The sequence below is a fragment of the Nostoc sp. UIC 10607 genome (assembly GCF_047228265.1).
In the GTDB taxonomy this organism is placed as follows: domain Bacteria; phylum Cyanobacteriota; class Cyanobacteriia; order Cyanobacteriales; family Nostocaceae; genus Nostoc; species Nostoc foliaceum_A.
The window spans coordinates 48,201-67,874 of sequence record NZ_JBIQNW010000022.1; the positions used below are offsets into that span (position 1 = coordinate 48,201).

Below are 19,674 nucleotides of genomic sequence, written 5' to 3' on the forward strand. Positions count from 1 at the left end.
GATCGCAGTTTCACGAATAGTCATGATAATTGCCTTTTTCAGCCCTCTTCATTATAGGCTTAAACCCTTACAAGAAAAGACTTACAGAATTTTTTTGACTGCTGGCTATATTCAATTTTTCCTTCTCTGGATAAGAACTGGCGTTAGATGCTCAGGAATACCCTGTAGTCTAATCTGAACACACCCAAATTTATACGCACTCTCAATTGTACGACCTGCCCCTAATGCTTGGTAGAAACCTATAGCAAAAGCGATAGCAGCGTTGTCACCAATAGCTTGATTCATTCCGATGACGTAATCAATGTGTTCTGAAATAGCATCTGCCTGAATTTTTGAGTAACAGGAATTCAGTAACACACAACTTATTTGATCAGTGAATTGCTCAAATAATGCTGCCAATGCGTCGGGCATGATTGGGTGAATTTCCCCTACTCGATTTTCAAAACATAGCGAACCACTTGCTGTACCATGACCAGAAAAATGTACGATATGCGGTTGTATATCCAGTAACGCTTGACTAATATCTGTTGGTCGCACAGACATTCTTTGATCTAGTTTAAATTTTTCTCTCAATTTGGCTAACTGAAGTCTTTCTTGAATTTCTCTTAATTCCTCTCCGATACGCAGCCTAGAAGCATTGGTTGGGTCAGCTGTTAATAGAAGGATTGAAATTATTGCAACCGTTTCGATTGTATCTACAGTTTTTTCAGGTAGCGGATCTTCACTAATCACGTCCTGAATGAGTCTCTGTGATACTTGAGAGCATTCATCAAATAGAGCCTGCTCTACCTGAGTTATCTCTGTATAACTGATCAACTTCTGCGCTTTCCAATATTCCAGTAAATTCAGAATTAGTTGTCCAACAATATTATTAGGTTCTTGATCCCAAAATGCTCTCAGACGGTTAGCTTTAGAACCACTTGAATAAGCATATTTACCATCGTATATATCAATACCTGTACTTTCTACAATAAATTCTTGAAATGTTCTGTTTGAAAAATCAAGTACATACCCATCACTCATTTTTAGGAGTTTTTCTATTTTTTTCTTTTCGACACTAGATAAATTAGACATTCTCAATAAGGACAAGCAATTTTTACGGAACAGCTAGAATTGAGGGAATAAACAGTATAACTTTTACGACGCAGGAACTTTCCGCCTAATCGGTAAATTTAGGGTAGTTATGCAAAATCTGTAGCAATAATTTCTCAAAATTGGTAGAACTAACAAAATAAAAAGCCCGCATCTACGGGCTTTCTAAATTAATTAAGTTATTGCTTTACTTACCGTTTCGCCAACTTCTTCGACATCTTCCGCAGACGAATTGACTGAGGTGTAACTTCCACCAATTCGTCGGGGCCAATGTATTCCAAAGCACGCTCTAGACTCATGTCTATTGGTGCTTGCAGTTGCACCAATTCATCGCCACCAGCAGCGCGGTGGTTGGTTAACTGCTTGGTTTTACAGATATTCAATTCCAAATCTTGGGAACGATTGTGTTCTCCCACAATCATGCCTCTGTAAACCTTTGTACCTGGAGTAATAAAGAATGCTCCTCTATCTTCGGCATTTCTCATGGCGTAGAAGGTAGAAACGCCTTCTTCAAAGGAGATTAAAACGCCTTTGTTACGGGCTTCAATATCGCCACTGATTTGACGATAATCTAAGAAGCTGTGGTTCATGATGCCTTCGCCACGAGTCATCCGCATGAATTCACCCCGGAAACCAATCAAACCACGGGCGGGTATGACAAACTCTAGTTGGGTGCGATCGCCACTACCTGGTTGCATATCTTGCATTTCGCCTTTGCGTTGTCCCAGGCGTTCAATACAGCTACCCACAGCATCAGCAGGAATGTCTAACACCAAAAGTTCAAAAGGTTCGCAAGGTTGACCGTTGATTTCGCGGTAAATTACCTGTGGCTGAGATACCTGGAACTCGAAGCCTTCCCGGCGCATGGTTTCAATTAAGATACCCAGGTGGAGTTCTCCACGACCGGAAACGAGGAATTTATCGGGAGAATCGGTTTCTTCGACACGCAAAGCAACGTTGGTTTCAAGTTCGCGGAATAGGCGATCGCGTATTTGTCTTGATGTTACCAACTTACCTTCTTGACCAGCAAAGGGCGAATCATTTACCCAGAAGGCCATTTGCAAGGTTGGTTCATCCACTTTAATTAGTGGTAAAGCTTGCGGTTCATTGGGGTCAGTAATCGTTTCTCCAATATAAGCATCAGCGAAACCAGCCACCGCCACAATATAACCTGCGGTTGCTTCTTCCATCTCTACGCGCTTCAGTCCATCAAAGCCCATCAACTTGGTAATTTTACCTTTGACAATGGTGCCATCTTCTGTAACTAAAGCTGCTTGCTGTCCTGAGCGGATAGTACCGTTGTGAATTCTGCCAATGACAATCCGTCCCAGATATTCAGAATAATCTAGGGTTGTAACTTGCAATTGCAGAGGCTTATTGCTGTCTCCTACTGGTGGTGGAACGTGTTGCAGAATCGCGTTAAACAGGGGTTGCATATCTACCGATTCTGCTTCCAAGCTTTCCTTGGCGAAACCTGCCATACCGGAGGCAAACAGATAGGTAAAATCACACTGGTCTTCGTCTGCCCCTAATTCCAAGAACAGATCCAAAACTTTATCGACAGCAACGTGAGGGTCAGTTTTACCACGGTCGATTTTGTTGATAATAACAATGGGGCGCAGCCCTTTTTCTAAAGCTTTTTTGAGAACAAAGCGTGTTTGGGGCATGGGGCCTTCATTGGCATCGACAATTAGAAGACATCCGTCAACCATGCCGAGTACGCGTTCAACTTCGCCACCAAAGTCAGCGTGTCCAGGAGTATCAACAATATTGATTAGCGTTTCTTTGTAGCGAACTGCTGTATTTTTGGACAGGATAGTAATACCCCGTTCCCGTTCTAGGGCGTTGGAGTCCATAACGCAATCCGGAACGTCTTCGCCTTCGCGGAAAATGCCGGATTGTTTGAGGAGTGCGTCAACCAGCGTGGTTTTGCCGTGGTCAACGTGGGCGATAATTGCGACGTTGCGAATTGGGAGCGTCATAGAAACTTTTGGTGAACTCTAGAGGGGGTTTTAAGATTTACATTTGAATGCTAGGCTGTTTTAACAGAACTGGGGATGATCAGCAAATTCTGTAAAGAACCTTTAACAATTCTAGCGTAATCGTCACAATTGCGGGGAGTTTTGTAAACCCCACAATGGAGATGTGTGGTAATTACGGCGTTGGTGGGATAAAAAAGCTTTTGTTACAAGCAGATGTGGCGTGAAGGGCGGTATCGCTTTTGGGAGTTGCGGTTGATTAGTTGAGATGCTTTGCTTTGGTGCTAAAGGCGATCGCACCCTTCCTTGCCTGAGATAAAAGTAACGTGATTTTGCCATTGCGATCGCAATGCCTTGTTTTACCTTAAAAGTCTGTAAATCCTAGTTTTATTGCTCGGCTGATTAATATCAAGCTCGCTCATGCTACTACAATTAAGTCTTTTCTGTTTGTAGCTTTTCCTAAGCCAAAGGATGGATGGGTTACAATAACTACTTTTACGTTTGTTAAGTTTGAGAAAAAAGCTTAAGGGTCAACCAAATGTCGGTTAAAATAATGCGATTGTACCTTACTTTCTTGTTCATCTAGAGATGTTACAATGCAACGTCTATACTGACATTTAAGGTATGTTTTCAAAACTAATAAAATGACAGCGATAATTATATGGTCTGCTGCCTAAATCCTAATTGCGACAATCCCCAAAACTCTGACGGGGCAAATTTATGCCTCAGTTGTGGTACAGAGTTAGTATCGCTACTGAGAAATCGTTACCGCATAATAGCGCCATTAGGAAGAGGAGGATTTGCACACACATATATCGCAGAAGATATAGACAAGCTCAATGAACGATGTGTTGTCAAGCAGCTAGTTCTAAGCCAATTTTATGGTAATCACGGTAGTCAAGCACATAAAAAAGCGACTGAGTTATTTGAACGAGAAGCACAACGTCTAAAAGAGTTAGCAGAACATGTCCAAATTCCCAATTTGTATGCATATTTTAAAGAAGGTGAATATCTTTATTTAGTGCAACAGTTTATCGAAGGGCAAAATCTGTTGCAAGAGTTAAAACAACAGGGAGTTTTTGATGAAGCCAAAATTCGAGATTTTTTAAATGATTTATTATCTGTGCTGGTAGCTATACATCAACAGCAGGTAATTCACCGAGATATAAAACCAGAAAATATTATTCGCCGTCAGAGTGACGATAGGTTAGTGCTGATTGATTTTGGGGTAGCAAAACAAAAGACGGATAGTATAAACACTACACTTGCTGGGACAATTATTGGTTCATTAGGTTATGCGCCGATTGAGCAAATGCAACTGGGTAAAGTTTTTCCTTCCAGTGATATGTACAGTTTAGGAATAACTTGCTTTCATCTACTAACCGATATTTCTCCTTCAAGTTTGTGGATTAAACAAGGCTATGCTTGGACTTCTAGTTGGCGACAGCATTTAACGCAAACCATAAGTCACGAATTAGAGATCATTATTGATAAGCTCCTACAAGAAAATTATGAACAACGTTATCAATCTGCACAGGCTGTCTTAGAAGACTTAAATAATCTCCCAGAGCTAAGGTATACATTACCTCCTACAGCCATTCCACATACTCAATCATCGGGTTTGCAAGCACAAATTAAAAATCAATCAACTCGATATCTACCGCAGTTTTTTAATAATAAATTATTGTCTGGCTCAATAATTGCTGGCTCAGGTAGTTCGTTTTTAGCGATCGCACTTATAAGTTTTTTAGGAACTACTTGGATTAGCTCTGGGTTATGGTTGCTAATTTTAGGAGGGTTAGTCTTTATTCAATCTCGTCCACTTCTGGAAAAAACTTATTTAATTGTTATTGCTATAATAGTAAATCTACTCGTTGTCTTTATTTTCAGAAATCTGCTAACCACTAATCTTCTCCAATTTGGTGTAAATGGAATAATTCTGGTAGGATTGCTAGTTCTTCTTGCAGGGTTATTAACAATTATTATTGTAGGTATATCTGAAATAATAAACAAACTTCTTTCTAAATATTTTTGATTTTTTGCTCTTGCTCAATTTTTAGAAATCTCTTTATTTCAGATAAATTTTATAGAGTTTGGTGAATTATTTATGACACATAAAAAAGAAAATTTAAGGCTGCTTATATCTCTGGGACTGGCTGGAGTAATGGTAGCAGCTATTTTATGGTTAATTAGCAAACTCTCTTCTACCATTATAGCACCATCAAACCCCATATCAACTTCATCTACATTGACAAATAAGTCATCATTAATGAATTTGGGTACAAAGATTTTGGTGAAAGTACAAACATATCCTGAAAAAATGGATGGGGTGAAAGCTTTTGATGAGAAAGATTTTAATACTGCTGTTAAAAAGTTTAATGCTTCTCTCAAAAATAATCCAAATGACCCGGAAACCTTAATTTATTTAAACAATGCCAAAATTGCACGAGATAATTCAGGAGCCATAAAAGTTGCTGTTATAGCTCCAATTAATTTTGATCCTAGTTTATCAGAAGAAATTTTGCGTGGTGTAGCTCAAGCTCAAAATGAAGTTAATAGCCAAGGAGGAATTAATGGTAAAAAATTGCAAGTTGTAATTGCAAGTGTTGATAATAGAGAAGATTCTGCACGGCTAGATAAAGAATTAGTTCAAGATAAAAGTCTTGTGGCCGCTGTGGGTGTTAGGCTTAACGCCGCAATTTATAATGAGAATCGCTTGGTGTTAGTCTTCCCAGTCGAGCGACCAAATCAAGCCGATAATGCAGAAAACTTAGAGAAAAATTCAGTAAATAGTCAGCTTAATACTTCCACAAAGAACTACTTGTTTCATGTAAATCCGTTATATGAGAATTTAGTAGATACTCATTCTCGCTACATTGCTCGACAAGCAAGAAATGTTGCTATTTGTGGCGATTCTCCTACCTCAATAAGTAATTCCACCTCTTCATCAAATCAGATACTTGTAGAACAGTACACTCAAGCTATCAAAAAATATGGCAGCAACATTATTAATATACCTTGCAATTTGGCCGATAAGAATTTTGACCCTAAAGCTTTTGTAGATCAAGCCATAGAAACAGAAAATGCAAGTGGCTTTTTACTAATGCCCTCAATCAGAAATATATATTTTGCCACCAAAGTAGCACAAGAAGTCAAAGGCAGAAAACCACTCTTTGCTTCCGAAAGTATGTATAGTGCAACAACTTTACAAAATGGCAAGGATCTCGAAGGAATGGTATTACCTGTGTATTGGCATCGTGATGCTAATAAAGATAACCCCTTTGCAGAAAATGCCTTTCAGCTTTGGAATGCACGAGTAAATCAGAGAACAGCGGGAGCTTATGATGCACTCCAAGCAATTATTGCTGGCTTGAAGCAAGATAACACTCGCGAAGGGTTACAAAAGGTACTGTCTAATCCCAATTTTTCAACTTCTGGAGCAACGGGAATAATTCAGTTTTCTCCCTCAGGTAAGCGTCAAGGAGAAGCAATGCTAGTCAAAATCGAGCCTTGTGAGTCTTGCTCTACTGGAACTGGTTACGATTTTGCCCTCTTAAATAAGAAGTAATTTTTTGACGTTAATTTCATTCCAAAGGTATAGATTGCTCCCAAATAGGTAATCTATTCAATTTGTGATGTAACAGTAAACTGGTTTATCTGAATTGCAACTATGAATTGAAGCGATCGCTTCAATTTATATTTCTATTCTACAAAGCTAAACTTTTGTTTTTCTACCCAGAGTTATGAACGCGATCACTCAAAAGAAAGATGGAATATCCCTAACCTCTATGTCAAGGTTATATCAGTAAGAATTACGAATACTTTGCCGAGGAGAACACGGATGGTAGCTACTTTAGATGATACGAAACGCAATGCTATTGCTGTAAAATTAGCAAGTCTTAAAGCACTCCAACAGTTGGTCATTGAAAATGAGCAATTGGTTTTGAGAGAAGGACTTGATGCCGAGATTGCTGATCGCATCCGAAATTTCCTCAATGATGACGAAAAAAATCTTGGCGTTTTAGAAACTGTAATTGGTCAGTATGGCATTCAGGCTGAACCCAAAAAAAATGTTAGAGAATTCATTGAGAAAGCCCGCGAATTGTTCAAAAGTTCTGAACTAAGCCTGTATGAAAAAGTATCTCAGCATGAATTGCTGAAACATCAACTCGTAATGAGTGGCTTGATAATTCACAAGGCTGCTCAAAAAGTTGGTGCTGACGTGATGGTAGCGATCGCACCTTTGAATACCATTAACTTTGAAAACCGCGCTCATCAAGAGCAACTCAAAGGTATTTTAGAAATCCTGGGTGTCCGCGAACTCACTGGACAAGATGCAGATCAAGGAATTTGGGCACGTGTTCAAGACGCTATGGCCGCCGTCAGTGGTGTAGTAGGTAGCGCTGTCACCCAAACCAGCGACAAAAAGGATCTGAATATTCAAGATGCCCTTCGCCTCGATCACAACAAAGTAAATACCTTGTTCACCGAATTACTACAAAGTAACAATCCACAAAAGATCCAAGAGTACTTTGGTCAAATTTACAAGGATTTAACTGCCCACGCTGAAGCTGAAGAGGAAGTAGTCTATCCAAGAGTACGTCCTTTCTACGGTCAAGATAACACCCAAGAACTGTTTGACGAGCAAGCTGAGATGAAGCGGGTGTTAGAGCAAATTAAGGCTATCAGCCCTTCTTCATCTGAATTCAAAAATCAAGTTAGACAGCTTATGGAAGCTGTTGGCGACCACATTCGTCAAGAAGAAAGCACAATGTTTGCTGCCATTCGCAACAACTTGAGCACCGAGCAAAGTGAACAACTTGCTACTGAATTCAAAGCTGCTAAGACCCGAATTCAACAAAAACTAGGTGTTGTTACTGAATCGAATGTTTAGAATGCTTTGGAGCTTTCTATATCCGCTAAAAAAAGTTAGTTAAACAAAAACTCCCAGCTATGATGTGCTGGGAGTTTTTGTTTAAAAATTTTGCTGACAGTATTTATAAGCGGCATAGGCCATAGTTACAACCCCGGTGATAATAGCAGATTCATCGACTTCAAATTGGGGATGGTGTAATGGGTGGTTAATGATTCTTTCTTTATAGCCGACACCCAAGCGAAACATGGAACCAGGGACGTGTTCCAAATACATAGAAAAATCTTCAGCACCAAGGGAGGGTTCGGGTAAGACTTGAACGCGATCGCTACTCCAAGCTTCTTCTGCGGCTGATTGCAACAATTGTGTCAAGGCGTAATCATTTTGAACGCTGGGTACGCCCTGGCGATAATTGACTTGATACTTTGCCCCGTAAGTATGGCAGACATTAGCTACAATATTTTCGATCCAGTTCGGGAGATGGGCACGGGTTTCGGGATGGAGCGATCGCACGGTTCCCAATAGCTGCACTTTATCCGCAATTACATTCGGCGCTCTGCCACCATTAATCTTCCCTATGCTCAATACTACAGGACGCAAGGGATTCTGCGTCCGGCTGATGGCTTGTTGTAGTGCAGTAATAACTTGGCAAGCAATCCAAATCGCATCAATCGCCTCATGGGGACGCGCCCCGTGCCCAGATTCTCCCATAATCAGAATCTCTAAATCATCAGCTGCGGCTGTCAAAGCCCCGTAACGCACGCCAATAGATCCTGCGGGTATGGAAGGGAAAACATGAACCCCTAATACAGCAGAGACGTTTTCCATCGCTCCATCTTTCACCATCCAGCTTGCCCCTTGAGCAATTTCCTCGGCTGGCTGAAATAAAAACCGCACTTTCCCACCCAACTCCTCTGCCACTTGGGACAGCACCATTGCCGTTCCTAACCCCACTGTGGTGTGGACATCGTGACCGCAAGCGTGCATAACACCCTCTGCACGGGAGGCATATTCTAAATTGGTACCCTCTTGAATTGGCAAGGCATCCATATCCGTGCGAATTGCCAATAAACGGTCATTTTGGCTGGTGCCTTGCAATTCCCCAATTACGCCCGTTTTGCCAACTCCCTCTTGTACGTGCAGACCACTGGAAGACAAAACACCAGCTACAAAGGCTGCTGTTTGGTACTCCTGACCGCTGAGTTCTGGGTGAGAGTGGATGTGGCGGCGAATTTCAATTAAGCGGGGCGCTAGTTTTGCTGCTAAGTCTTTAATATGGGTAAGCATCAATTCAATTAATCTAGAGGCTTTTTTCCCATGATAAAGAACTGTTAACGAACAAAATGCTCTTTGCTACAGAATGGGTCAAGTAAGAGACAAAGAGACAGAGGGTAAGTAGAGGAACAGAGGAAAAGAATTAATAACTAACGCCCTATTATCCTGTTCCCAAATTTAAAACTGGTTATTTTGAATAGCAGGTTGTGCCTCGGGTATCTTCGGGTTTGAACTCATTACATTCTCTGGAGTTTTGACGCTCTAACGACCAGCCATAGGGCTTGTCGGAGGTAACGACACCATTAGCCATAGTTGTTAATCGGAAGTTAGCCCCCCGAAAATTGGTAAACTGCAATTTGGCATCTTTTAAATTTGCTGCTTCCAAATTGGCGCTGATGAAACCGGCATAAGACAGATCGGCATTTTCCAGAGATGCTGATTTCAAATTTGCACCTGTTAAGGAAGCACCACTGAGATTGACCGAATTCAGAAGCGCACCTTCTAAATTTGCACCAGTAAGATCGGCATTCGTAAGATTAACTTGGGATAATGTAGCACCACTCAAGTCAGCCCCTCGCAAATTTGCTCCAGTTAGATTCAGTTGAGTTAGGTCAGCACCACTCAAATTACACCGGGGACAGGCACTTGTTGCCTTCAACTGATCCAAATCTAGTTGATTTAATGCAAGGCTCTGCTCTGCAAACCCAAAACCAGTTAACAGGGCGACGGTAGCGACAATCTTAAGTTTCATATTTTTTACAGATATCCACAAAAATGACAAGTGACGCATATTGCGTACTGTCATACTTACATATACCGCCTCCCTAAGGAACAACAGGGATGAAGCATTGATTAAGAAGCTGTAAAAATACTATAAATTCTAGTGGTAAGACTACTCAAACTGAAATATAGGCTATAGAATCGAGTCGTAAGCAACTATACCGAACCTTTTATAGACTACCACATATGTGATCCCCCTAGCTCGATGAAAAAGACGACTAGGGGGATCTTGTTTTTGGGCACTTGATTAATTCGTAATTCATTACGAATTACGAATTACGAATTACGAATTATTCTAACGCCACCCTAAAAGCCGCAATCCAGGGACAATTAGGTAATAACTCACTCCTAACCAGAAGCTGATAAAGAAGCCCACAGAACCAAAAAAAGCCAGAGGTAAATATAACTCTGACCAGGCTGGTTGACTAGAAAATTGGAAGATCGGAGGTGCTAACCTCAAAAGAATCAAAACTGCATAGGCGATCGCACTCCCAAAGGCAGCGAACACAGCGTAAACTATGTGATGGCTGCGAAGACCTAAACTCAAGGTGAGTAGGCAAACTGCGACTAAAATTACTGCCACTAAGCCCTCGCCACTATCTTTTGGGGTAATTAATTGCAAAATCAACCAACCGAAGCCATAGCTAATCACGCCCATCAGGGACGCTACTAAAAAGCGCCGCCGTTGACCAAAACACCCGGATACTGTCAGTCCCCATGCGGTTCCCCAGCCTGCTGCGACGAACACCAAAATATCTGTCCCGAAGACGGGTTGAGTATTTGGCACTAATTGGTTTAGCTGACTCCAAATAAATTCCACAACCTGACGACCCAAGCTGGTGCGATATGCCAAAATAAAACCTGCGATCGCACCAAAACAAGCACCAATACAAGCCAGGATCATCGCCCAAATCGTCGCCAAACAAGCTTGGAAAATTTTGATGATTGCTTGAATGATAAAAATAACGGTTTTGGTTACAGCTTGGCTAAAGTTAGCTAAAGCTTGTTCAATAGCTTGTGTTAACTGTGTAAAACTTTGGGAAACTTGCGTTGAGGCTAGCTTAACTTTGTCTCGCAGTTGGGAAAACAACCCTGGCGGCGGTAATGGTTGAGAAATCTTCGCTAAACGTTTTTGAATCATAGCTGCATTTGCTGGACGCGATCGCACATCTTCCTGCACCATCTCATCTAGCAAATCGGCTAGTTGCGGGTTGACATTCACCGCAGTTCGCCAGCGCAATTTCCCAGTTTGCTGATCTTCCAACTCTAGCGGGTATTTACCTGTTAGCAGTTCAATCACAGTACGACCGAGGGCATAAAAATCGGCACTTGGCCCAACAATACCTCCAGTCACTTGTTCTGGTGGACTGTAGCCAGAAGAAAATAATCGGGTGGAACTAGACTGAGAACGTAGTTTAGAGGCAGTAAATTGTTTTGCCCCGCCAAAATCAATTAATACCAGGCGATCGCCCTCTCTTTGCCCTTGGGGTGGAGTTACAGATTGCAAAGAGTTGCCCAGCATTAAATTAGAAGGTTTGATATCCCGGTGAATAATCTGACGTTTATGTAATTCTTGTAAAATCTGTACAGCTTGGGCGAACCAGTTTAAAACCAAATCCTCTGGACAGCCTTGGGGAAACTTTTTTAATATCTCCTCTAAAGTCCGGCCATTGATTTTTTCCATTATCAGACAAGGCAGTTGGTGTGGTTTAGGGTTAAACAGGTTTACGTGAAAATATCCATCGGCATCAACTGTGGGGACACCCGGATGCTGCAAGCTAGATAAAACCGCCGCCTCTTGGGTAAACAATTCTAGTGCCTTTGGTGAATCTTCTACCAACACTTTCAACACTTTTTCTGTTTGAGTTTTTTCATCCCAAACCGTGTAAATTTGAGCAAATCCTCCCGACCCCAAAGGCTGAAGTGGAACATAGCGGTCTAACAACTCTAGCGGTGCGCCACAGCTGTTGCAAAATTTGTTTCCCCAAGGCTGAGGATAAGGACGTTGACAATCAGGATTTATGCAGTGAACCGCACTCTGAGTGATGTGGGACACAACCGCTACAATACAAAGGCTGACTTGATTTTAGCGTTTCTTTAGGTTTCCTGATTTTTAAAATAGGCAAAAGAAAAACCCTCATAAAATTTATGAGGGCATTAGTTTATATCTATGTCAGTCCTTTAATTACGAAAACTTCTCTTACTCTGCCTGTGCTTGGCGACTTCTTTGCGCTTGCGTTTTTCTAAAGGCGTTTCAAAATGACGGTGCTTTCTCATGTCTGGAAAAATTCCAGCCTTAGAAACTTCTCGCTTAAATCGTCGTAAGGCTGACTCAATGTGTTCATTGTCACCTACAATTACTTGGGTCATTATATCTCCTACTAAGTTGACTTCATCAATGGCTATGCAGGCATTCAGGATTGCTGTACATGGATAGCGGGGTGTTTAGCTCGTGCTGAGTAACAATCCCCTAGATTGATCTATGGGGGATTGAAATAACGACAAGCATTCGTTTCTGGGCACTCAGCACTGCTTCGGTAACATTACAAAAAAAAGACAGACTCCTTGTCTGACCTTAAGACTCTAGGTAAATTTTTTTGTTTCCAAGGTTAGTAGCGATTGCGTCCACCGCCGCCGCCGCTGTATCCACCTCTACCACCACCAAATGAACCTCTATCACCTCTGTCTTCCTTGGGTTTAGCCTTATTGACTTTCAGGTCACGGCCCATCCACTCAGCACCATCGAGAGCTTCAATGGCAGCTGCTTCTTCAGCTTCAGTTCCCATTTCCACAAAAGCAAAGCCTCGTGGACGACCTGTTTCACGGTCAGTAGGTACTTGAACTCGCTTTACAGTACCATATTCTGCAAAAATACCACTTAAATCCTCTTGTGTAACATCATAAGAGAGGTTACCTACATAAATTGACATCGATTCTCTCCAAAATCATCACTGTGTAGAGATTTTAATTTCTCTGAGAAGTCTGTAAATACTAAAAGGAAAAAGCCTTTCAATACTAAAACCAAAGACATCACTGAATTAACTCTCCTAATCATAGGATGACATATGAGTCAACTCTCTGCATCTAGTAGGTAGTTAACCAGTGATGCGATCGCACTTAAGCGATCGGCTGCCCCCATCTACCTTAAGTACAACCCACCGGAAAAAAGGGTTGGAAATGGAAGAAGATAAATTCTGTAGGGTGATATAGGAAATCAGACATACAGGGACGCATCTTTGAATATCCGAATTGAACGTTTGACTGCATTAACCATGAAGCATTACTCCAAAATTTTAATATGAAAGGCAAAGTCAGGCAACAAATAACAATTCAAAATTCAAAATTTTACCCTTACAGGGATCTTGCTACGCGTAACGTCTCTGAAAGAGAAGCTCTGACCATATTGCACCCCTTCTGTCTTGTTCACCAAGGCGGCGGGAAGCCCATTTCTTCAAGAGGGATAGCCGCCCCGCCGTCGTTAACTGTTGACTGTTGACTGTTGACTGTTGAAGGTTAACAGTCATCAGTATGCACGTGTTATCCCATCCCCTTTTATGGGGGGATGAGCTTAATTACATTTTGGCTATGTCAAGTTCCGTATCAGCCCCTTTCCAAGCTGTTTCCAGTTCGGCTTTGACAAGTTGAGCAGCCTGATCTTTGCCCTGTGCTTGCAAACTTGCTTGCAAGCCAAATAGAGAACGCCCATTATGGGGATATTTTTTTAGATCAGCACGAAAGACTTTCTCAGCCTCTTTATAGTCACCTTTTGCCAAAAGTACACTGCCCAAAGATTCCCGCGTGGGAAAGTACCAGTCTGGTGGTTCCACGTAATTGAGGGCATCCTCTGCTGCCACTGCTTTTTCTAGCAATTGAATGGCAGATTCATAATCATGCTTTTCTTTAGCAATTTTGGCATCTAGAACTTTTGAGGCAATGTCTAAAATGCTACTGGCAGGACTGAATCCAATGGTTGCTTGGGTGGAAATTACCTGTTTGGCGGCGAGTAATGCCCGACTTTCACTTGCTGCATCTTCAAGTTTGCCTGTGGCAGACATCGCCATGCCGCGAGCAAAATGCCAAAGTGCTTTAGTAGTGGGCAACTTAGCATCGGGAGCAGGAGTTTTTAAGATGGCATCCCAGTTATTAAAGCGTGTCTGAATCAGCATTTTGCTGCCCAGAAATCCTTCAAGCATTGGTGCATACGGGTCAATGGCAGTAGCATTTGCAACTAACTTCTCTGCGGATTTGAGAGCATCTTCATATCTTCCTGCCATGCTGCTAGCCACCATGAGAAAATGTACATTGTGGTTGTAGTACATCATGGGGTAAGTGCCCTGGACTTGATATTTGTTGATGTAAATATCATCTTGAGCGATCGCCTGTTCGTTTGCCCGCATTGCCCCTTCATAATCTCCCACGCGAAAATAAATATGAGAAGGCATATGTACCAAGTGTCCCGCTGCTGGTGCTAGGGTTCCTAGTCGTTTGGCACTTACAAGGGCTTTTTCAGGGGAAGGCGAGGCTTCCACTGCATGGATATAGTAATGATTCGCTCCCGTATGATTCGGGTTTCGTTTGAGAACTGATTCCAAAATAGCCACAATTTCTTCTGTATCTGGCTGTGGCTTGCCATCTTTAGTCCAGTGTTGCCAAGGATGCAGATCCATCAAGCTTTCAGCGTAAAGCGTCGCCGCATCCAAATCATCAGGATAGCGCTTGACTAGTTTTGCCATTGCTTTCGCGTAGTCCACCGCTAGTTGATACAAGTCTGCATCAGGATCTTGGGAGTAACGTTTTGCTAAGGCGGTAATGTAGTCTCGTTCTTGGGTAGATGCTTGGGCAGAAAGTGCTAAAGCCTGCTGTACCGCTTGATAAGCAGCTAATTCTCGGTTGGGGTCTATTGCTGAGTTAATATTGGGGCCTAGAGCCAGAGCGATTCCCCAATATGCGATCGCCAAATGCGGATCGAGTTTGGCAGCATATTGAAAAGAACGCACCGCCTCATCATGATTGAAAGCGTAAATTAAATTTAATCCCTGATCGAAAAACTCTTGTGCTTGGGGATTAGCAGTAGAAACTGGATGGTGGATTGTGCCAAGTCCAGATATTAAGGTGTAGGGCTGTTGTACTTGAGCAATCGCCGCACTAGGAGCGATTAAAGAGAGTATAAGCACCCAAACTATACATAAGTACTTCATTGTCGTCTATATTTTTTTCTTCAAGCTCTTTTTTTCTTAATATTCAAATGCCACAGTTTCTCTAAAGAGGCAACTTGTTGGCGAAGAACAGCAGCACGCTGTTTCTTATAGATATTAAACCCTGCAAACCCAATCATTAAGATTGCTATAGAACATCCGATAAAAATGTTAACAGATGCATCAGTTTGCATCTTAGAGTCTACATATTGAGAGTTGGGAGTTGGTTGAGTAGTAAAATGCGATCGCATAAACACCTTCATAAATACTATAAATAACAAGCTAGAAATAAACGTGGGTAATTGTTTCTACTTTCTCTGGTCAAAAATTAGTCACAAGTTCTACTAGTAGAGCATGGTGCAAGGGACGCGCACTTGTTGGCACAGCCCCTCCAAGAGTTAAGGCTGTGCTATTAACCACCAAAGTTACGATGATAGGAAGCCACCATACCTGTGGGTAATTTAAAGCCACCGCTTAGACTTCTCTATGCCTTCTTGCACTAGCTAAACTACTCTTCAGTGAAAACTTGAAAAATTATGTTTATTTCTGCCCAATATTTCTAACAAAGCTTTGTTCGGTAAGCTAAGAATACTGGAATATTTACTTAAATCTCAACTCTCCTTTGTGCCAGTTATTTCTAATTACTGCTTAAGTATTCAAAGTCCAAAAAGTGACATATAACGGTTCTCAATTGCATAGAATACAGAGCATTGCTGGGGGCACAGCAATGCTGTGCTGCACCCAAAGAGAAGTTACATACAGCAATTTTCTTTTGCATTAAGTACAAAAATAGGGGTTTAGAGGCAGAGAGGCAGTTCTTGCTGGAGGTAGAAACTCCTGAAATTTGATTGTGAGTCCTACATTTTGTACTTCACTAACTTGTAAACTGCTGTATTTCCCATATCCAGCGGTAATAAGCCAAGTTGCGATTTATCATCATCGCTGTCTACCTGAAGTTGTAAATGATTTTGTCCCAATATAGAGATACCTTTCCCTCTTGTGGATATTAATTGGATTCTCAAAGATGAATTTAACCTTTAAATAACTATGTACAACGAATACAAATATTTATCATAAAAACATCGTCAGATAGAAGAATTAAAACTTGTTTAAAAGTAATCTATAAACATTGCAGCGCTTTCTTAGCAAGCAACAAAAAACTAATCAAAACTTAACATAAATAGGAACAAAGCATATGAGTATCGAAGATAGAGCAAAAGCTTTTGCTAAAAACATCGAAGGAAAAGTACAAGAAACAGTTGGTGAAGTAACTGGCAATCCTAACGATAAAGCTGAAGGTAAAGCTAAACAAGCTGAAGCTCAAGTCCGTCATACTGCTGAAAATCTCAAAGATGAAGTTAAAAAGACTTTAGACTAAGCTGAACTTTATTTAGTTTATCCAGGAAGAAGGTGTAGGTAAAATAATTATTTACTGAACCTTCTCCTTTTCTAAAATCTGTTTTCTAACTTGGATTTTAGGCATTTTTACAATACTGTTTCCAAAATATTTTCTCAAACTCTCAGTGATTTTTTCAAAGGTCTCGATCCATGATTAATCTTCTATTTACATATCTTTTAACAGATATAAGTCTGACATCACAAGATAATTCTGGTTATTCTATTGTACTGACAGCGTTATTAGGATTAGGCTTTATCGTTGCTGTTACTATAGGGTCAACTGCCTGGTACAATTCCAAACGTCCTGTAGGTTGGGAAGATAAAGAACGTCCCGATATTGTTCCAGAAATTGATAAGTAAAAATATTATCGTCTGCCTCCTCCTATATTTTAGTGTTCACAAATTTTGCCTGTGAACACTATTTTATTTTTGATTGCAAAACATCCTTACTTTTAGTTTTAGCCAGATACAGGTAGATGTATGGTGAATGTACTACCATGTCCTGGTTCAGATATTACATCGATTGTGCCTTGATGTGCTTCGATAATGCAGCGAGATAGATATAGTCCCAAACCACTACCAGAACGCTGGTGTTTACCTTGGCGAAATCGCTCGAATAATATTGCCTGATCTTGTTTAGAGATTCCTGGCCCTGTATCTTGGATATCAATAGTCACATCTGCCGGAGTGACATGGCTGTGAATATCTACAGAACCTTTATCTGTAAATTTGATCGCATTGCCGATAATATTTGTCAATACCCGCCGCAGTTCTACGCGATCGCCCATGACGGTGCTTGCAGTTTCACCTCTGTCAATATTTACAGTTAATCCTTTTTCTTCAGCTAAGGGAGTTAACTCCTGAGAAACTTCACTAACTAATTCCTGAATATTGCAGGGAGAAATTTTTAAGGTTTTACAGCCCGCTTCATGACGATAAACTTCTAGCAAGGTATTTACCATTTCCAGCAGGTCTTGATTACTGCCAATCATGGTATCAATTATTTCTTGTAATTGTGGCGAAACTTCGCAAAACCTGCCTTCCAGCAATAATTTTAATACGCGGTTGGAGGCTACTAGCGGTATACGTAAATCGTGAGTAAAACGCGAGACAAAATCTGCCCGCAGGTTAGCCATCTGATCTCGTTCGTCGATACTATGTTTGAGGCGCAGGAGCGATCGCACTCGTGCATGTAGTTCATCAGGATCGAATGGTTTACGAATAAAGTCATCTGCACCAGCATCGAGTCCTTCCACAACGCTAGACTCATAGTGAGCCGTGAGCAGCAGAATGGGGATAAATGGCAACGCCGGATTCTGCCGGATGCGTCGAGTGAATTCATACCCATCTATCTCCGGCATCATCACATCTAAGAGAATTAAGTCTGGCGGTGACTCCTCAACCATAGCCAGAGCTATTTTGCTATCTTCCACTAAGCTAATTTCATAGTCCTTATCTTCTAGGACAGCTTCTAAGACTAGTAGATTGTCAAAAACATCATCGACAGCGAGAATTTTATCTTTTTTGACAGTTTTAGTTAAAGACATGGCTAAATAAAAAAAGAAGTGCTTGGCTATCCCTAGCAAATCTAGTAATAGCTTACTTCACTAGCGCTGAGATTATTAAGGATTCACATTTTCCTTTCAAGTTTCCTGAATTAAAATTTTACCTTCCTAAGTAAATATACTAAGAACAGGCTTAATACTTGTACAAATTTATTATTATTTTTGCAAGCATCATAGCCGTCCGATTATCCAACCAATATCTGTACCTTAGTGCTAGGGTGAGGTAGTTTAGCCCCTTTTATTTATGTACATCATCCTAGCTACTGCAAGGGTAACTATTTAATAGTCGCCGACTCTTGCTTGCTACCAGATTTTCAATGAAAAATTGTCTACCATAAAACATCATTATCAGGTTAATGTATAAAAATATTTTTTGATTAACTTATTCTTTCATATCGAAACTCTTGCTTTAGAAAAACTTACGAGATAAGGTTATTTATGTCTAATGATAGATGAAGTTCGGGGAACAATACCAACTGCATTGCTTTTTGTATAAGATCCCGAATAAAAGAACGAGATTATTTTAATCTGTACTTTAGATAGATAACAGTAAAGTTAAGCAACTATGAATGAAATCAAGATCCTCGTGATTGAAGATCACAACCTTACGAGAATTGGCTTACGGGCTGCTTTACAAACCCAGCCGGAGTTAAACATTGTTGGTGAAGCAGCCAATGCAGCCGATGGCATCAAGCTTCTGAAAACTCTCAAGCCTGATGTTGCTACTATTGACATTGGTTTGCCTGACATGGATGGTATTGAGCTAACACGCACATTTAGGCAATATCAAGCAGAGAACGAAGACTATACTACAAAGCTGCTAATTTTAACCATGCAGAATAGCGAACAGGCAGTTTTAGCAGCATTTGCAGCAGGTGCAGATTCTTATTGCATGAAGGATATCGAAACTGAGAAACTAGTTGAGGCTGTGCGAACCACCCATGCCGGTAGCTCATGGATCGATCCAGCGATCGCAGACCTTGTACTACAACAAATACGTCAAGATTTCCCCGATGGCAGCAGAGGGGCATCTGGAAAAAGAGTCTTGATTGAAGGTATTGACCCAGACACTGAGAAAAGTATAGTCACCTATCCTTTAACTCATAGGGAGATGGATGTTTTAGAGTTGATTGTCGCTGGCTGTGACAATGCAGAAATTGCTAAAAGGCTCTATTTAACAGTCGGTACTGTAAAAACTCATGTTCGAGGTATTCTCAATAAACTCTGTGTCGCTGACCGGACACAGGCTGCTGTGCGTGCTTTGCGGGCTGGATTAGTACCGTAAGCAAGTTAAGTAGCCATCATAAACTGCTTACAAGAACACATGAAAATCTTTCTTCCTCAGTCCCCAGTGGTAACATAGCTTATGTTACCCTGAGCTTGCCGTTGGCGTAGCCTCTCGTAGATAAGGGTCGAATTGTCCAAAGTCCCTAAAGGTGGTTAACTGGGACAAAGATTTATTAAGAAATTGTTACACAGTTTAGTACAATGACATAATTGACAAACAAATAAGTATT

General features: G+C 41.1%; 17 protein-coding genes. 6 read left to right on the forward strand and 11 right to left on the reverse strand.

Going from position 1 to position 19,674, the window contains the following annotated elements:
* Nucleotides 1–111: 111 nt before the first annotated feature.
* The 3 genes from ACEYW6_RS19220 to ACEYW6_RS19230 all read right to left on the reverse strand — a co-directional run bounded on the left by ACEYW6_RS19220 (nucleotide 112) and on the right by ACEYW6_RS19230 (nucleotide 3,410).
* Nucleotides 112–1,074: a CHAT domain-containing protein gene (locus ACEYW6_RS19220; RefSeq protein ID WP_412980992.1), complete on the reverse strand. Its 963-nt coding sequence runs from the start codon at nucleotides 1,072–1,074 to the stop codon at nucleotides 112–114.
* 209 nt (nucleotides 1,075–1,283) lie between these two features.
* On the reverse strand, nucleotides 1,284–3,074 hold the full coding sequence (gene typA, locus ACEYW6_RS19225) for a translational GTPase TypA (RefSeq protein WP_412980993.1): 1,791 nt from the start codon (nucleotides 3,072–3,074) through the stop codon (nucleotides 1,284–1,286).
* 123 nt (nucleotides 3,075–3,197) lie between these two features.
* Nucleotides 3,198–3,410, reverse strand: a complete 213-nt coding sequence (locus tag ACEYW6_RS19230) for a hypothetical protein (protein ID WP_412980994.1) — start codon at nucleotides 3,408–3,410, stop codon at nucleotides 3,198–3,200.
* 322 nt (nucleotides 3,411–3,732) lie between these two features.
* Here ACEYW6_RS19230 and ACEYW6_RS19235 point away from each other — a divergent pair, with 322 nt between their 5' ends.
* The 3 genes from ACEYW6_RS19235 (at nucleotide 3,733) to ACEYW6_RS19245 (ending at nucleotide 7,965) form a co-directional block, all read left to right on the forward strand.
* Complete coding sequence (locus ACEYW6_RS19235) at nucleotides 3,733–5,106, forward strand: protein kinase domain-containing protein (RefSeq protein ID WP_412980995.1); 1,374 nt, start codon at nucleotides 3,733–3,735, stop codon at nucleotides 5,104–5,106.
* Between the two features lie 72 nt (nucleotides 5,107–5,178).
* Nucleotides 5,179–6,639, forward strand: coding sequence for an ABC transporter substrate-binding protein (locus ACEYW6_RS19240; RefSeq protein WP_412980996.1), 1,461 nt, complete (start codon nucleotides 5,179–5,181; stop codon nucleotides 6,637–6,639).
* Nucleotides 6,640–6,912: 273 nt separating this feature from the next.
* A complete protein-coding gene (locus ACEYW6_RS19245) occupies nucleotides 6,913–7,965 on the forward strand; it encodes a hemerythrin domain-containing protein (RefSeq protein ID WP_412980997.1) in 1,053 nt (350 codons plus the stop codon).
* Between the two features lie 81 nt (nucleotides 7,966–8,046).
* On the opposite strand, the gene ACEYW6_RS19250 is transcribed toward ACEYW6_RS19245, so the two are convergent.
* From ACEYW6_RS19250 to ACEYW6_RS19280, 7 genes are all read right to left on the reverse strand, one after another.
* Entirely contained in the window at nucleotides 8,047–9,231 is a 1,185-nt protein-coding gene (locus ACEYW6_RS19250) for a M20 family metallopeptidase (protein WP_196513102.1), read from the reverse strand.
* Between the two features lie 175 nt (nucleotides 9,232–9,406).
* Complete coding sequence (locus tag ACEYW6_RS19255) at nucleotides 9,407–9,970, reverse strand: pentapeptide repeat-containing protein (RefSeq protein WP_412981036.1); 564 nt, start codon at nucleotides 9,968–9,970, stop codon at nucleotides 9,407–9,409.
* Nucleotides 9,971–10,294: 324 nt separating this feature from the next.
* Nucleotides 10,295–12,055 carry a serine/threonine protein kinase gene (locus tag ACEYW6_RS19260; RefSeq protein WP_412980998.1) on the reverse strand — a complete coding sequence of 587 codons (1,761 nt, stop codon included), beginning with the start codon at nucleotides 12,053–12,055 and terminating at the stop codon, nucleotides 10,295–10,297.
* 125 nt (nucleotides 12,056–12,180) lie between these two features.
* Complete coding sequence (gene rpsU, locus ACEYW6_RS19265; RefSeq protein WP_012407716.1) at nucleotides 12,181–12,369, reverse strand: 30S ribosomal protein S21; 189 nt, start codon at nucleotides 12,367–12,369, stop codon at nucleotides 12,181–12,183.
* Between the two features lie 239 nt (nucleotides 12,370–12,608).
* Complete coding sequence (locus ACEYW6_RS19270; RefSeq protein WP_190894616.1) at nucleotides 12,609–12,929, reverse strand: RNA recognition motif domain-containing protein; 321 nt, start codon at nucleotides 12,927–12,929, stop codon at nucleotides 12,609–12,611.
* A gap of 642 nt (nucleotides 12,930–13,571) precedes the next feature.
* A complete protein-coding gene (locus ACEYW6_RS19275) occupies nucleotides 13,572–15,173 on the reverse strand; it encodes a tetratricopeptide repeat protein (RefSeq protein WP_412980999.1) in 1,602 nt (533 codons plus the stop codon).
* A 44-nt stretch (nucleotides 15,174–15,217) separates the two neighbouring features.
* Nucleotides 15,218–15,445: a hypothetical protein gene (locus tag ACEYW6_RS19280; RefSeq protein ID WP_196513106.1), complete on the reverse strand. Its 228-nt coding sequence runs from the start codon at nucleotides 15,443–15,445 to the stop codon at nucleotides 15,218–15,220.
* Nucleotides 15,446–16,389: 944 nt separating this feature from the next.
* Between ACEYW6_RS19280 and ACEYW6_RS19285 the strand changes: the two genes are divergently transcribed.
* Together ACEYW6_RS19285 and psb35 are read left to right on the forward strand one after the other, a co-directional pair.
* The gene (locus tag ACEYW6_RS19285; protein ID WP_190894613.1) at nucleotides 16,390–16,572 is read left to right on the forward strand and encodes a CsbD family protein; all 183 of its coding nucleotides are present in this window, start codon (nucleotides 16,390–16,392) and stop codon (nucleotides 16,570–16,572) included.
* A gap of 170 nt (nucleotides 16,573–16,742) precedes the next feature.
* Nucleotides 16,743–16,952 carry a photosystem II assembly protein Psb35 gene (gene psb35 / locus ACEYW6_RS19290; RefSeq protein WP_412981000.1) on the forward strand — a complete coding sequence of 70 codons (210 nt, stop codon included), beginning with the start codon at nucleotides 16,743–16,745 and terminating at the stop codon, nucleotides 16,950–16,952.
* A gap of 98 nt (nucleotides 16,953–17,050) precedes the next feature.
* Here psb35 and ACEYW6_RS19295 read toward each other — a convergent pair whose 3' ends face one another.
* A complete protein-coding gene (locus ACEYW6_RS19295) occupies nucleotides 17,051–18,139 on the reverse strand; it encodes a response regulator (RefSeq protein ID WP_412981001.1) in 1,089 nt (362 codons plus the stop codon).
* A 583-nt stretch (nucleotides 18,140–18,722) separates the two neighbouring features.
* Between ACEYW6_RS19295 and ACEYW6_RS19300 the strand changes: the two genes are divergently transcribed.
* Nucleotides 18,723–19,442: a response regulator gene (locus tag ACEYW6_RS19300; RefSeq protein WP_412981002.1), complete on the forward strand. Its 720-nt coding sequence runs from the start codon at nucleotides 18,723–18,725 to the stop codon at nucleotides 19,440–19,442.
* The last annotated feature ends 232 nt before the right edge of the window (nucleotides 19,443–19,674 follow it).

What these genes read in the sequence shown, in the direction of transcription:
- ACEYW6_RS19250 (WP_196513102.1), bottom strand. Translation starts at nt 9,231, where the DNA reads ATGCTTACCCATATTAAAGACTTAGCAGCAAAACTAGCGCCCCGCTTA.
- ACEYW6_RS19300 (WP_412981002.1), top strand. Translation starts at nt 18,723, where the DNA reads ATGAATGAAATCAAGATCCTCGTGATTGAAGATCACAACCTTACGAGA.
- ACEYW6_RS19245 (WP_412980997.1), top strand. Translation starts at nt 6,913, where the DNA reads ATGGTAGCTACTTTAGATGATACGAAACGCAATGCTATTGCTGTAAAA.
- ACEYW6_RS19270 (WP_190894616.1), bottom strand. Translation starts at nt 12,929, where the DNA reads ATGTCAATTTATGTAGGTAACCTCTCTTATGATGTTACACAAGAGGAT.
- ACEYW6_RS19295 (WP_412981001.1), bottom strand. Translation starts at nt 18,139, where the DNA reads ATGTCTTTAACTAAAACTGTCAAAAAAGATAAAATTCTCGCTGTCGAT.
- typA (WP_412980993.1), bottom strand. Translation starts at nt 3,074, where the DNA reads ATGACGCTCCCAATTCGCAACGTCGCAATTATCGCCCACGTTGACCAC.
- ACEYW6_RS19235 (WP_412980995.1), top strand. Translation starts at nt 3,733, where the DNA reads ATGGTCTGCTGCCTAAATCCTAATTGCGACAATCCCCAAAACTCTGAC.
- rpsU (WP_012407716.1), bottom strand. Translation starts at nt 12,369, where the DNA reads ATGACCCAAGTAATTGTAGGTGACAATGAACACATTGAGTCAGCCTTA.
- ACEYW6_RS19255 (WP_412981036.1), bottom strand. Translation starts at nt 9,970, where the DNA reads ATGAAACTTAAGATTGTCGCTACCGTCGCCCTGTTAACTGGTTTTGGG.
- psb35 (WP_412981000.1), top strand. Translation starts at nt 16,743, where the DNA reads ATGATTAATCTTCTATTTACATATCTTTTAACAGATATAAGTCTGACA.
- ACEYW6_RS19220 (WP_412980992.1), bottom strand. Translation starts at nt 1,074, where the DNA reads ATGTCTAATTTATCTAGTGTCGAAAAGAAAAAAATAGAAAAACTCCTA.
- ACEYW6_RS19240 (WP_412980996.1), top strand. Translation starts at nt 5,179, where the DNA reads ATGACACATAAAAAAGAAAATTTAAGGCTGCTTATATCTCTGGGACTG.
- ACEYW6_RS19230 (WP_412980994.1), bottom strand. Translation starts at nt 3,410, where the DNA reads ATGGCAAAATCACGTTACTTTTATCTCAGGCAAGGAAGGGTGCGATCG.
- ACEYW6_RS19280 (WP_196513106.1), bottom strand. Translation starts at nt 15,445, where the DNA reads ATGCGATCGCATTTTACTACTCAACCAACTCCCAACTCTCAATATGTA.
- ACEYW6_RS19285 (WP_190894613.1), top strand. Translation starts at nt 16,390, where the DNA reads ATGAGTATCGAAGATAGAGCAAAAGCTTTTGCTAAAAACATCGAAGGA.